The organism is Sphingobacterium alimentarium (assembly GCF_004342685.1).
In the GTDB taxonomy this organism is placed as follows: domain Bacteria; phylum Bacteroidota; class Bacteroidia; order Sphingobacteriales; family Sphingobacteriaceae; genus Sphingobacterium; species Sphingobacterium alimentarium.
The window spans coordinates 1-12,531 of the sequence record NZ_SMBZ01000063.1 but is presented as its reverse complement, the minus strand read 5'-3'; the positions used below and the strand labels follow the sequence as shown (position 1 = coordinate 12,531).

General features: G+C 40.4%; 14 protein-coding genes. 9 read left to right on the top strand and 5 right to left on the bottom strand.

Features of this window, described 5'->3' with window-relative positions; translation table 11 throughout:
- Both EDC17_RS15600 and EDC17_RS15595 read left to right on the top strand, forming a co-directional pair.
- The coding region (locus EDC17_RS15600) for an rRNA maturation RNAse YbeY (protein ID WP_207895786.1) at positions 1 to 125 on the top strand (125 nt) is incomplete at its 5' end.
- A gap of 95 nt (positions 126 to 220) precedes the next feature.
- Positions 221 to 895: a DUF2490 domain-containing protein gene (locus EDC17_RS15595; RefSeq protein ID WP_132779033.1), complete on the top strand. Its 675-nt coding sequence runs from the start codon at positions 221 to 223 to the stop codon at positions 893 to 895.
- 72 nt (positions 896 to 967) lie between these two features.
- Here the strand turns inward: EDC17_RS15595 and EDC17_RS15590 are convergent, their stop codons facing one another.
- Positions 968 to 1,387 carry a nucleoside-diphosphate kinase gene (locus EDC17_RS15590; RefSeq protein WP_132779031.1) on the bottom strand — a complete coding sequence of 140 codons (420 nt, stop codon included), beginning with the start codon at positions 1,385 to 1,387 and terminating at the stop codon, positions 968 to 970.
- 134 nt (positions 1,388 to 1,521) lie between these two features.
- On the opposite strand from EDC17_RS15590, the gene EDC17_RS15585 reads away from it, so the two are divergent.
- The 3 genes from EDC17_RS15585 to EDC17_RS15575 all read left to right on the top strand — a co-directional run bounded on the left by EDC17_RS15585 (position 1,522) and on the right by EDC17_RS15575 (position 4,736).
- Complete coding sequence (locus tag EDC17_RS15585) at positions 1,522 to 2,370, top strand: 4-hydroxy-3-methylbut-2-enyl diphosphate reductase (protein ID WP_132779029.1); 849 nt, start codon at positions 1,522 to 1,524, stop codon at positions 2,368 to 2,370.
- A 70-nt stretch (positions 2,371 to 2,440) separates the two neighbouring features.
- Positions 2,441 to 3,469, top strand: coding sequence for a ferrochelatase (gene hemH / locus EDC17_RS15580; protein ID WP_132779027.1), 1,029 nt, complete (start codon positions 2,441 to 2,443; stop codon positions 3,467 to 3,469).
- 10 nt (positions 3,470 to 3,479) lie between these two features.
- Positions 3,480 to 4,736, top strand: coding sequence for a metallophosphoesterase (locus EDC17_RS15575; protein ID WP_132779025.1), 1,257 nt, complete (start codon positions 3,480 to 3,482; stop codon positions 4,734 to 4,736).
- A 64-nt stretch (positions 4,737 to 4,800) separates the two neighbouring features.
- Here EDC17_RS15575 and pfkA read toward each other — a convergent pair whose 3' ends face one another.
- From pfkA to EDC17_RS15555, 4 genes are all read right to left on the bottom strand, one after another.
- Positions 4,801 to 5,775: a 6-phosphofructokinase gene (gene pfkA, locus EDC17_RS15570; RefSeq protein WP_132779023.1), complete on the bottom strand. Its 975-nt coding sequence runs from the start codon at positions 5,773 to 5,775 to the stop codon at positions 4,801 to 4,803.
- Positions 5,776 to 5,820: 45 nt separating this feature from the next.
- A complete protein-coding gene (locus tag EDC17_RS15565) occupies positions 5,821 to 7,548 on the bottom strand; it encodes a protein-disulfide reductase DsbD family protein (RefSeq protein WP_132779022.1) in 1,728 nt (575 codons plus the stop codon).
- A gap of 83 nt (positions 7,549 to 7,631) precedes the next feature.
- Positions 7,632 to 8,087, bottom strand: coding sequence for a protein-disulfide reductase DsbD domain-containing protein (locus EDC17_RS15560; RefSeq protein ID WP_317126066.1), 456 nt, complete (start codon positions 8,085 to 8,087; stop codon positions 7,632 to 7,634).
- Positions 8,088 to 8,181: 94 nt separating this feature from the next.
- Positions 8,182 to 8,952, bottom strand: coding sequence for a biotin--[acetyl-CoA-carboxylase] ligase (locus EDC17_RS15555; protein ID WP_165894444.1), 771 nt, complete (start codon positions 8,950 to 8,952; stop codon positions 8,182 to 8,184).
- A 44-nt stretch (positions 8,953 to 8,996) separates the two neighbouring features.
- On the opposite strand from EDC17_RS15555, the gene rsfS reads away from it, so the two are divergent.
- The 4 genes from rsfS to EDC17_RS15535 form a co-directional block, all read left to right on the top strand.
- Complete coding sequence (gene rsfS, locus EDC17_RS15550; RefSeq protein ID WP_132779018.1) at positions 8,997 to 9,371, top strand: ribosome silencing factor; 375 nt, start codon at positions 8,997 to 8,999, stop codon at positions 9,369 to 9,371.
- Positions 9,372 to 9,406: 35 nt separating this feature from the next.
- On the top strand, positions 9,407 to 11,479 hold the full coding sequence (gene ftsH / locus EDC17_RS15545) for an ATP-dependent zinc metalloprotease FtsH (RefSeq protein WP_132779016.1): 2,073 nt from the start codon (positions 9,407 to 9,409) through the stop codon (positions 11,477 to 11,479).
- 40 nt (positions 11,480 to 11,519) lie between these two features.
- Positions 11,520 to 12,167 (top strand): LutC/YkgG family protein, encoded by a 648-nt coding sequence (locus tag EDC17_RS15540; protein ID WP_132779014.1) that lies wholly within the window; start codon positions 11,520 to 11,522, stop codon positions 12,165 to 12,167.
- A gap of 6 nt (positions 12,168 to 12,173) precedes the next feature.
- The coding region (locus EDC17_RS15535; protein ID WP_132779012.1) for a rhomboid family intramembrane serine protease at positions 12,174 to 12,531 on the top strand (358 nt) is incomplete at its 3' end.

The window sequence follows — 12,531 nt, the reverse complement described above, 5'->3', positions numbered from 1 at the left end:
AGGAATTACATCGTGTCATCATTCACGGCGTGCTGCACTTGTGTGGATATTATGACAAGAAAAAACAAGAAAAAGAACGTATGACCGCCAAGGAATATGAGTATTTGTCCAAAAGAGGTTTTTAAGTAACAAAAAAGTGAGTTTTTAGCTCACTTTTTTGTTTTAATATTGTTACAGCGAGTTTTAACAATATTATTGGCTGGCTCTTTATTTTAGAGATATGAAAATATTAACGTCACTGTTTTGCTTTAGCTTTCTCCTATTTTTTAATGTAAATGCACAATCCCCACAAGGTTGGTTAATTTATTTTGGAAATACTCAAATCAAAGAATCAAAATTTAGTATTCATCATGAACTCCAGTGGCGGGATCATAAACTTCTAGGCGATCATAATCAAACCTTAATCCGTATAGGTGGTCAGTATCAATTCAAGCCCTCTTTACAGTCAACCTTAGGCTATGGCTTTATTCATACCGAACTCGAAGGATCTCCCAATCGTCCATTTGCTGAGCATAGAATATATCAAGAGGGTGTATTTTCTCACGCAGTGAAGAGTTCCAAATGGCGTCATCGTGTCCGTCTGGAAGAACGTTTTATCGAAAATCAAGATTTCCGAGGTCGTCTGCGTTACTGCATGTTTGTGGATATACCACTAAAGGCCTCGCAGTTTGATAAAAATGGCTTGTACCTTGCGCTGTATGATGAGGTATTTCTGAATATTTCGGATCAATCCGCTATTGATACTTTTGACCGAAATAGGGCCTATGCTGGACTGGGATATAAAGTTCGGCAAAATATTGGCCTGCAATTAGGCTTTATGAGACAGCATGTAGGAAAGAATGCAGGAACAAATCATATCCTCTTGTCTATTCACCATAAGATGAATTGGAATTAATGGTTAAAATAAATGTCTCCAGATATCCTTTGATACAAACGTAGGAGACATTATTTTATTAACCTTGGTCTATTAAAATCTTTCGAACTCAGAGAAGAAGAAGTTTCCTTCAATTGCTGCATTTTCATCTGAATCTGAACCATGAATGGCATTTGCATCGATAGATTTAGCGTATTTGTTACGGATAGTACCTTCAGCAGCATCAGCAGGATTAGTAGCACCGATTAATCCGCGGAAATCTTCTACAGCGTTATCTTTTTCCAGGATAGCCGCCACGATAGGACCTGATGTCATGAAGTTTACTAGCTCACCATAGAAAGGTCTTTCTTTGTGTACTGCATAAAAGTTACCTGCAGTCTCTTGAGAAAGCTTAATATATTTCATTGCTACGATTTTAAAACCACCCGCAATAATGTCGTTTAAAATAGCTCCGATGTGACCATTTGCTACTGCGTCAGGTTTGATCATCGTGAAAGTTCTGTTAGTTGCCATATCCTTATTATCAATAATTTTTTTGCAAAGGTACAGAAAAACGAAAAATTATAAAGAAATATTCAAGTCTTTCTTTTATAAGGAATTTGCTGAACATATTTCATGTAGCAATTGTTATTTACTAACTTTGTATTATGTCGAAAAATCTGCAAGTTACTATTGATAAGGATTCTGGCTTCTGCTTTGGTGTAGTCTATGCTATTGATATGGCCGAAGAAATTTTGGAAGAAGATGGCTATCTATACTGTCTAGGGGATATCGTGCATAATGATGAAGAGGTTGCCCGACTGAAGGCAAAAGGCCTACGTATCATTAATCATGATGTGCTGCCGACCTTGCAAAACGAAAAGGTACTTATTCGCGCGCATGGCGAAGCACCGGAAACCTATAGAATAGCCCTAGAGAATAATATTACACTTATTGATGCTTCTTGCCCGGTGGTTTTGAAATTGCAGAATAGGATCAAAACTTCCTACGACCAGAATGAGAGAATTTTGATTTTTGGTAAACATGGGCATGCTGAGGTTATTGGCTTGCAGGGGCAAACCAATAATGAGGCTCTTGTATTTCAGGATATCGGTGAGCTAGATAATGTGGAACTACCCACATCATTCACTCTATATAGTCAAACCACCAAGAGTGTTGACAAATTTTATGCAATCAAGCAGGAACTGATAAATCGCGGCTATGAGGTTCAAGCCAATGATACCATCTGCCGGCAAGTGTCCAACCGCTATGACGATTTAGGTGATTTTGCTAGACAATATGATAAAATTGTATTCGTATCAGGCAAAAAATCTTCCAATGGAAAAGTGCTTTATGATGTATGTAAAGCCGCCAACCCCCAGTCCTATTTTATTTCTGGCCCCCAGGAACTAGAAAGCGCTCTTTTTAATCAGGGAGAGACTATTGGAATTTGTGGAGCCACCTCAACGCCGATGTGGTTGATGAAAGATGTAAAACATGCCTTAGAACAGTTGTAAACTAGTCATCATATTATCATTTTCTAGCTCTGAGACAGGCTCATTATAATTATTGCTTATTTTTGTTCCAATGAATAATCAAAGAAAAAAAGGTGTTTTATTGGTGCAGCTGGGGACTCCTGATGCTCCTTCTACTCCCGAGGTTAGACGATATCTTACAGAGTTTTTAATGGATGGTCGCGTTATAGATATTCCAGTGCTGGGAAGAAATCTATTGGTCAAAGGAGTGATTGTTCCAAAACGTGCGGCGCAATCTGCAGCAACATATGCGACTATTTGGGACGATGAGAACGGATCACCTTTGATGTATTATTCTCTCTTGCAACAGCAAATGTTGCAACAAGAATTAGGGGAGGAATACCACGTGGAACTAGCTATGCGGTATCAGAATCCTTCCATTGAATCTGCTTTGAAAAAGATGGAAAGCATGCTGCTGGAAAGCATCAAGGTTATACCGCTTTTCCCTCAATATGCTTCAGCCACATCGGGATCGGTAATCGACAAAGTAATGGAGATAATGCGAGGCTGGCAATATATTCCTCAAGTTTCCTTTGTCAATAGTTTTTGTGAAGATCCTTTGATGATCGAGACCTTTGCAGATCACGGCAGACGCCACGATATTCACTCTTTTGATCATATATTATTTAGTTACCACGGCCTACCAGTGCGCCAGTTGGGAAAAGTTGATCCTACAGGAGAGCTGAAATGTCCGGATCACGGATGTGACAGCTGTAAAGAATCTACAAATCCATTTTGTTATTTATCCCAATGCTATGCCACAACGCGAGCAATTGCTCAAAAAATAGGGCTTTCGGAAGATAAATATACAGTTTGTTTTCAATCTCGCCTGGGCAAGACACCTTGGATTCAGCCCTATACTTCAGATGCTTTGCATACGTTAGCTAGCAGGGGAGTAAAACGTTTGTTAGTATTTAGTCCAGCATTCGTTTCCGATTGTATTGAAACCCTAGATGAGATACAAGTCGAGTATGCCGAAGAATTCAAAGAGCTGGGGGGGGAAGAAGTAGTGATGGTAGAAAGTCTAAACGATGATCCCAAATGGATACAGTCTCTTAAGAGCCTGGTATTAGCTAATTAAACATAAATCGATGCTTGTAATTAACGCGGTAATTTTATTCTTATTAGATTTTTATATATTTTTTGCACTTCGATCCACGAAAATTGAATTTGCCAAGAAAAAATGGTTTACCTATCTCTGGTGGGGATATTCACTCCTGCTCTTCATCGGTCTATTTATTTCTTTTAAATATAATATTCCCCTAGCATACCGCTCTATTATCTTGGTTGCCTTTTTCCTGACAGCTATTAGCAAATTCATCTATACATTTATTTTATTGTTAGATGATCTGCGTCGAGGAGGAATTTGGTTGACCAGGCTTTTTACACGCAAGCCGACCTCAAACATTAAAAAGCGTATTGAAGAGTTAGAAAAACCTTTACCCGAAGTACCTACGCACGGTATTTCTAGATCAGAGTTTTTATTAAAATCAGGAATTGTAGTGGCTTCGCTTCCCATATTTCCGCTCTCTTGGGGAATAATTTCCGGGGCATACGATTATCAAGTTCGAAGACAAAAGTTGGTGCTACCCAATCTGCCCAAAGCTTTCCATGGACTGAAGATTGCCCAAATCTCCGATGTACATACAGGTTCTTTTTACAATAAGAAAGCTGTTTTGGGCGGCATTGAAATGGTGTTGGGAGAAAAGCCAGATATGATTTTCTTCACAGGAGACTTGGTGAATAATGTATCGAGTGAACTACGTAATTATCAAGATATCTTTTCCAAACTTAAAGCTGATCTGGGCGTATATTCTGTCTTGGGAAATCATGATTATGGCGATTATTATTACGGCAAAGAAGAAAGTGCAGCCAAAAATAAAAACCTCAAAGATCTGATCGAGGCTCAAAAAGTAATGGGCTGGGATTTATTAATGGATGAGAATCGTACTATTAAGGTTGGTGCAGACGAGCTATCCATAGTTGGCGTACAAAATTGGGGAACCGGCCGTTTTCCAAAAAAAGGCGACCTGCAGAAAGCTCTAATGGGCACCCAAGATAAAGCAGTACGCTTACTGTTATCACATGACCCTTCACATTGGCGTGCACAGGTGCTCGATACAAGTGTAGACGCTATGTTTGCTGGACATACTCATGGTATGCAATTTGGTATCCGTGGAGAACATTTCCAGTGGAGCCCGGCCAAATATATTTACAATGAATGGGCGGGTTTATATAGGCAGCAGCAAAAGCAATTGTATGTCAACGTAGGTTTTGGATTCTTAGGTTACCCAGGTCGCGTGGGGATTCTTCCGGAGATTACCGTATTTGAGTTGGCAGCGAGCTAATGAAGTAATTGTTTGTATAAACATGATAAACCCTCTTAGTATTACTAGGAGGGTTTATTATGTTTTATAAGGATAGTATCTCTACTATTCTTGTCAAGTTGGTATTGATCTTATCAATATGTTTTATGGCCTTGTTAAAAGGTGTATACTTGATCTCTCCGCATATAAGACCTGCCATTTCTCCTCTTCGGCCTTCTAATAGACCTTCTACTGCCGCCACCCCTAGACGACTGGCTAAAACACGGTCCATACATGAAGGCTTACCACCGCGTTGTATATGTCCTAAGATGGACACGCGAACATCGTAATGAGGGAAATTTTCTTTTATTCTGTCTGCTACAACTAGACCTCCTTCATCGTCACCCTCGGCAACAATGATAATGCGAGAGGATTTGTTTTTACGCGTGCTGTCTAAACGTTTCATAATCGCATTGTAGTCTACTTCCAATTCTGGAATCAACACCGCTTCGGCGCCTGTGCTTATTCCCGAACGTAGAGCAATCAGCCCAGAGTCACGGCCCATAACTTCGATCACAAATAGGCGGTCGTGAGACTCTGCCGTATCACGTATTTTATCCACCGCGTCAACAACAGTATTGATCGCCGTATCGTATCCTATTGTAAAATCCGTTCCCGCAAGGTCATTGTCAATAGTTCCGGGCATACCAATAATGGGAATGTCGAATTCCTCAATGAATTTGGAAGCTCCCGTAAAGGTGCCGTCCCCGCCGATAACTACTAAAGCGTCAATACCTAATTTCTGAATATTTTCGAAGGCTTGTTTACGTCCTTCATAGGTTCTGAATTCGTCGCTACGTGCTGTTTTTAATATCGTGCCTCCACGTTGAATAATATTGGCTACGGATTTAGCATCCATAGGTATTATCTCACCATTTACTAGGCCATCATAGCCTCTTTTGACGCCAAACATATTCAGCCCATGGTATATTCCTGCACGTACAACCGCACGAATACCGGCATTCATACCGGGTGAATCTCCTCCTGAGGTTAAAACTCCAATATTTTTAATTTTACCCATATCTTACAAATATATCAATATCTACCTTATTTTATTGTAATTATATTATTTGATTGGTTGCTTTGATTTAAATTTTTCTAGTCCCGATCGCAGGAAAGCCTCGTATTTGTCTATATCATACACAGCTCCGCTGGTAGGAACCAATAACTGGCCATCGCTATCCAATAAAGCATATAATGGTTGCGAGTTGCTGTTGAATCGGGTGATCTGCAGGTCCGCATTGCGCTTTGATACCGTATTGACTTTCTTTCCTGTGGAAGGCGAGATATAATGCTCATTCTCAGGAAGCGTCAGCACTTTGTCGTCCACATACAGCTCCACCAATATAAATTCCTCGTTTATCAAGTTTCTGATTTTCGGTGCGCTCCACACTTCCGCTTCCATCTTACGGCAGTTGACACAGTTCCAGCCCGTGAAGTCCAGCATCAGCGGTTTATTCTGTGCTTTGCTGGCCGCCAGTGCTTCCTGGTAATCGTAATACGGATCCATGCCCTTGATGGTGGCTTTGCTGTGAAAATAAGTATAATGCTTGCGCGAGGAGGCCTCAGCCGACTGCGCGCTATGTCCAGTGGATACGCCTGAGGTCAAATCAAAGTCCTGTGTGCCTATAGGTGGCAAGAATGCCGATATCGCTTTCAGCGGAGCACCCCACATGCCCGGCACCATATACACCACAAAGGTGAAAACCAGTATAGCCAGCATCGTGCGCGGCACAGAAAGGTATTCTAGCGTACTGTCGTGCGAAAATTTGATCTTGCCAATCAGATAGAGTCCCAAAAGTCCGAATATCACAATCCATAAAGCCAGGTAGACCTCTCTGTCCAGGAAGTTCCAATTGTAGGCTAGGTCCACGTTGGACAGAAACTTCAGCGCCAGCGCCAGTTCCAAAAAGCCGAGCACCACTTTCACGCTGTTGAGCCATCCGCCTGATTTAGGGAGAGACTTCAACATGGACGGGAACATCGCAAAGAGCACAAATGGAATGGCCAGCGCCATAGAAAATCCGAGCATCCCGATCGCCGGACCTAAGCGTTCGCCACGTGTGGCAGCTTCCACCAGCAAAGTGCCGATAATCGGACCAGTACAGGAGAAGGAAACCACAGCCAGACTGGCAGCCATAAAAAATAGGCCTACTAGTCCGCCTTTATCCGAATTGGAATCTATTTTGTTGACAAAAGAACTCGGCAGGGTAATCTCAAAAGCCCCTAAGAAGGAAGTCGCGAAGACCACCAAAAGTAGGAAGAAAAAGAAATTGAAAATGCCGTTTGTAGAGAGCTCGTTGAGTGCTTCAGGACCAAAAGCGATGGTAATGAGCATACCCAAAGCCACGTAAATGACAATAATGGAAAGTCCATACAGCAGCGCTTGAGTGATCGCTTTGGAACGTGAACCGGCTTTCTTGGTAAAGAAACTCACTGTCAGCGGCACCATAGGGAAGATACAAGGCATAAAAAATGCTGCAAAACCACCCAGCACACCGGCGACAAAAATCTTCCACAGTGAAGCCTGTGGAGTAGAGCCTTGATCGGAAGATGCCACTACAGCAGCTTCCACAGTAGAATCCTGCGCTGCGGAATCCACACCATCGGAAAATACTACACCGTCAAAATTAACTAGTTCGGTCGTGTCCGCCTGCCCAGCCACAGTGCTTTCGCTCGACTGACCGTCGCTAAACTCCACATCATCAAAATTGATTAATGTATCTTGACCGATCGTTTGATGAGGTACACTGAAAAACAGTAAAAAAAGGAAAGAAAACAAAAAGGTTTTCATTATGATATATTCACTTTGGTAAGGTGTAAAAATAAAAAAAAAGGCAGTTAATTAACTGCCTTTTATATAGGAATACAATAATTTTACTTAATTGCTACAGTGAAATTATATTCATCCGGTGGCAAACATTGCGTCTTGTCACATGCCATAAATTCCACCGTGCCACTGACAGTGGCTTGATTGCGTGTTAATTTTACTTTTTGCTGAAATACCACTTCATTGTTAAAATAGGGTACATTCATTTTAAACACATCTTCGTATTTGGTTTTTGCTTTCACACTTTCAAGGGGTTTCCCATTCAATGAGAAATCCTTAGATGGTTTAAAGCTGAAAGATGTAGGTATGGGGCCGCCATCGGGTACATTTTGTCCATAGATATGCCAGCCATTTTGGATAGTAGCTTTAATCAATATTACTGCTTCTTTACTATTTATTTTCTTAGAAGCCACTTGCCATTTTACAGGCGTCAGTACCTGAGCCACTGCTGCCGATAATGTCAACACCACCGCAGCAAGTAATAAACCTATTTTTTTCATCATATAATTCAAATTCGTCTTAGTTTAAGACATGAAACATCACTTAAAGTTTAATGCGAATTTACAGTTATTAATATAATTTCGCGTAAACTCTTTGCTATAATTTGTAAGCAATTCCTTTTAAATCTATTTTTTTGAGATTCCCATTAATTTCTATCTGCAATAGACCGTCCATATCTACTTGGTTTATTTTACCTATTACCTCTTGTCCATGGTACTCATATAAGCTACTTATACCTCTATTGTATAATTTTTCATTATAGCTATTTATTAAATCTTGAGGCTGGACTTCCAAAACAGGGAGGTATTTTTTTAAATTATGCTGTATGCTGTATGCCAGTTGCATAATCTGCAAATTCTTGTCCCTAGTTTCCAGGGTTAGAGATGTCGTTTTGTTCTTTATGTCATGGGGGAATTCAGTTTGCAAAACGTTTATGCCTACACCTACAATACTATGCTTTATTTGCTGTTGAGCGATTTTATTTTCAATTAAAATCCCTGCTATTTTCTTATTTTTGATAAGTATGTCATTAGGCCATTTTATCGATATTCCTGTAGGAACATACTGCTCAATGGCATCATACACAGAAAGACTTGAAACTATCGTTAATAAAAATTGTTTAGAGATTGGAAGGCACTCTGGAGTGAGCAGAAAGCTTGCTGTGAGATTTAATCCAGGGGCACTCGACCAGCTATTGCCACGCTGCCCTTTACCCGCTGTCTGATTTTTTGCCATTATGACAGTATAGGGTGCAAGTGGCTTGACTTTTGTCAATAGATTCTTTAAATAATCGTTTGTAGATGCTACTTGGTCAATAACAATTATGTTATTTGGGCCGGAATCATTAAAAAAAGTGTTATTTTGCAAAATGATAAATATTTAAAATTAGAGTAAAACTATAATATTTCTTAATGAGTAAAAAGAAAAATTCAGAATTGTCTAACAAATTGGCAGATATAGTGGTGTTCGGGATGCAGGAGAAAAAAGCTCATTCGATTTTAAAAATGGACATGCGAGAAGTGAATGCTACACTATCTGATTATTTCGTTGTGTGTAATGCGGATAGCAATGTTCAGGTAAATGCCATCGCCCAAAGCGTGGAGGACGAAGTATATAAAGCATTCGGTCAAAATGTTTGGCATAAAGAGGGGCAAGGTAATGGCGAGTGGATTTTGTTGGATTTCGTTGATGTGGTGGTTCATATATTCAAAACCGAAGCCCGAGATAGATATCGTTTGGAGGACCTTTGGGGTGATGCCAAAGTGGAAAGCTTCAAAAGTGCGTAAATAGTTGTTTATAGATAAGATACGTTAATTATATAATGAAAAAAATTCCGAGTAAAAAGGTAACACCAACGCCACCTAAATTTAACATGATTTGGGTTTATATAGCTATTATTGCTGGTTTTTTCGCCCTGAATTTCCTATATAGCGGCGGCGGAACCAAAGAGATTACCTATGAAAAATTCGAGCAGGAAATGTTACTTCCTGGTGATGTGCAGAAAATAGTCGCTTTAAAAAATGGTAGTATATACGAAGTTGAGGTTTATATTAAGCCAGAAAAGCTGAAAGATGACCCTAAATATAAGGACATCGCTCCCGCTGATAATAAAATTGGGTTAAGCTCTTCTCAAGGGCCACAGTATGTATTTACTGAAGGGTCTGCCGATATATTAAGTCAAAAGCTGAATGAATCGCAAGCACAATTGCCTGAGGGTACACCGAAATTATCCCCGCAGTGGGGTGAAAAAACCAATCCTTGGGGCAGCATCATCTCATTTATTCTTCCACTTATCATTATCATCGCCATTTGGATGTTTTTAATGCGTAGAATGGGTAGCGGAGGCGCTGGAGGCGGTCAAATCTTTAATATTGGTAAATCCAAAGCACAATTATTTGATAAAGAGTCGCAAATCAATATCACATTCAATGATGTAGCGGGATTGGAAGAGGCAAAAACTGAGGTGATGGAGATTGTGGATTTCTTAAAAAATCCAAAAAAATATACGGACTTAGGTGGTAAAATTCCTAAGGGAGCACTATTAGTAGGCCCTCCAGGAACGGGTAAGACGTTGCTTGCGAAAGCTGTAGCTGGTGAAGCTCAAGTGCCTTTCTTCTCGCTTTCAGGTTCTGATTTCGTTGAAATGTTTGTAGGTGTAGGTGCTTCTCGTGTGCGGGACTTGTTCAAGCAAGCAAAAGAGAAAGCGCCATGTATTATCTTCATTGATGAGATCGATGCTATTGGCCGTGCACGTGGTAAAAATTCAGTAATGGGGGGTAACGACGAGCGTGAAAATACATTGAACCAATTATTGGTGGAGATGGACGGTTTCGGTACCAACTTAGGTGTAATCATACTAGCAGCGACAAATCGTTTGGACGTTTTAGATCAGGCATTGCTGCGTCCTGGACGTTTTGATAGACAGATTTCCATTGATAAGCCGGATCTAATTGGCCGTGAGCATATTTTCAATGTACATTTAAAGCCTATAAAACTAGCAGAAGAAGTCGATGCGAAGAAGCTCTCTGCGCAGACACCAGGTTTTGCAGGAGCAGAAATTGCCAACGTTTGTAATGAAGCTGCACTGATCGCAGCCCGTAAAGGCAAGCCTGCAGTAGATATGCAAGATTTTCAAGATGCCATTGATAGAGTAATTGGTGGTCTTGAGAAAAAGAATAAAATAATATCCCCTGAGGAAAAGAAAATAGTAGCTTATCACGAAGCGGGTCACGCTATAGCAGGGTGGTTTTTAGAACATGCAGATCCACTAGTAAAAGTCTCCATCGTGCCTCGTGGTGTGGCGGCATTAGGTTATGCGCAATACCTTCCCAAAGAACAATTTTTATACACCACAGAGCAGTTAATTGACAGCATGTGTATGACGATGGGTGGTCGTGTTGCGGAAGATATTACTTTTGGACGAATAAGTACGGGTGCGCAAAATGACTTAGAACGTATCACAAAACTGGCATATGCGATGACTGCGGTATATGGTATGAATGATAAAGTAGGAAATGTGTCATTTAACGATAGTTCTGGTGAATCTCAATTCCAAAAACCATATTCGGATCAAACCGCTCAATTAATTGACGAAGAAGTTAGAGTACTGATAGCTGCGGTGTATGATCGTACTAAACAATTGTTATTGGAGAACCAACAGGGACTCATCAAAATAGCAGAAAAGCTTCTTGAAAAAGAAATTCTTTTCCAAGCAGATTTAGAAGAGATTCTTGGTAAACGACCTTTTGCTAATAGAACCACATACGATGAATTTGTTAATGGTGGAGCAGATGGCGGTGGCGTACCTCAGACAGAGTTGCCTTTACCCCCACTTCCCGAGCAAAGCAGTAAACCTGAATACGATTCATCACCAATTAATAAAGAAGAAAATTAAACTATAAAGGTGTACCCTAGGTACACCTGTTTTATTTGCCATGAATATTCGCAATACGACTACCAAAGAACGCATGCTGAAAAGCATAAGGCAGGCTTTACTTCAAAAGCGCGATAACCCACATCCTGACTTTGAAGACTCTCAAATCTACAAAGACGAGGAGGAAGGGCTGGATGTCACTTTTGCGCGTGAGTTTACCAGCGTTTCTGGCAAGTTTGTGTATTGTGATGGCGAAATCTCTTTAATAGAGAATTTAATTGCATTGGTGGAAGAGCTTGAAGTCAGCAAGATTCACGCTTGGGAGCCTGCGGTCCAGGAGTTGCTACAAACTTATGGATTTCCTTATTTGAGTTCGGACCGTGATTTCGGTGCGGCAGAAGTTGGAATCACCACCTGCGAGGCATTAATCGCTCGAAATGGTAGTATTATGGTTTCTAATGCAAATGCTGCAGGGCGACGCTTAAGCATTTATCCACCTATACATATTGTCTTGGCCAAGGCTTCTCAGCTGGTAATGGATATCCGTCATGCCATGAATCTAATTCAAGATAAATATGGTAAAGATTTGCCATCTATGCTTTCTACTATCACTGGACCTAGCCGTACGGCTGACATTGAAAAGATGTTAGTATTAGGAGCTCATGGCCCTAAGGAATTATACGTATTCCTCATTGAAGACCGATTTTAATATTCTATGATTCAAAATTATATTCTAAATACGCCGGTGGCGAGTTTTATATTTGCTATAACCATAGCAACCAGCATTTATGCTTTTTCATATCCGCATATCCTAGGAAAAATGATGCTTCATCCTTATGGTATACAGCGGGATAGAGCTCGAGCTTATACTGTTTTCACAAGTGGATTAGTTCATGCCGATTGGGGCCATTTGCTCTTTAACATGTTTACATTCTACTTTTTTGGATTTGCTTTGGAGCAATATTTTGTGGCAGCAAATGGCCAGATAGGTCATCTATATTTTGCGCTTTTGTATATTATTAGTTTGGTGCTAAGCGATATTCCCACTATTATCCAGCAGAAAAATAATCCTG

Bases quoted from the DNA above. Each gene is read 5' to 3' on its own strand.
- EDC17_RS15540 (WP_132779014.1), top strand. From the start codon at position 11,520: ATGAATATTCGCAATACGACTACCAAAGAACGCATGCTGAAAAGCATA.
- EDC17_RS15590 (WP_132779031.1), bottom strand. From the start codon at position 1,387: ATGGCAACTAACAGAACTTTCACGATGATCAAACCTGACGCAGTAGCA.
- ftsH (WP_132779016.1), top strand. From the start codon at position 9,407: ATGAAAAAAATTCCGAGTAAAAAGGTAACACCAACGCCACCTAAATTT.
- EDC17_RS15560 (WP_317126066.1), bottom strand. From the start codon at position 8,087: ATGATGAAAAAAATAGGTTTATTACTTGCTGCGGTGGTGTTGACATTA.
- hemH (WP_132779027.1), top strand. From the start codon at position 2,441: ATGAATAATCAAAGAAAAAAAGGTGTTTTATTGGTGCAGCTGGGGACT.
- rsfS (WP_132779018.1), top strand. From the start codon at position 8,997: ATGAGTAAAAAGAAAAATTCAGAATTGTCTAACAAATTGGCAGATATA.
- EDC17_RS15595 (WP_132779033.1), top strand. From the start codon at position 221: ATGAAAATATTAACGTCACTGTTTTGCTTTAGCTTTCTCCTATTTTTT.
- EDC17_RS15565 (WP_132779022.1), bottom strand. From the start codon at position 7,548: ATGAAAACCTTTTTGTTTTCTTTCCTTTTTTTACTGTTTTTCAGTGTA.
- EDC17_RS15585 (WP_132779029.1), top strand. From the start codon at position 1,522: ATGTCGAAAAATCTGCAAGTTACTATTGATAAGGATTCTGGCTTCTGC.
- EDC17_RS15575 (WP_132779025.1), top strand. From the start codon at position 3,480: ATGCTTGTAATTAACGCGGTAATTTTATTCTTATTAGATTTTTATATA.
- pfkA (WP_132779023.1), bottom strand. From the start codon at position 5,775: ATGGGTAAAATTAAAAATATTGGAGTTTTAACCTCAGGAGGAGATTCA.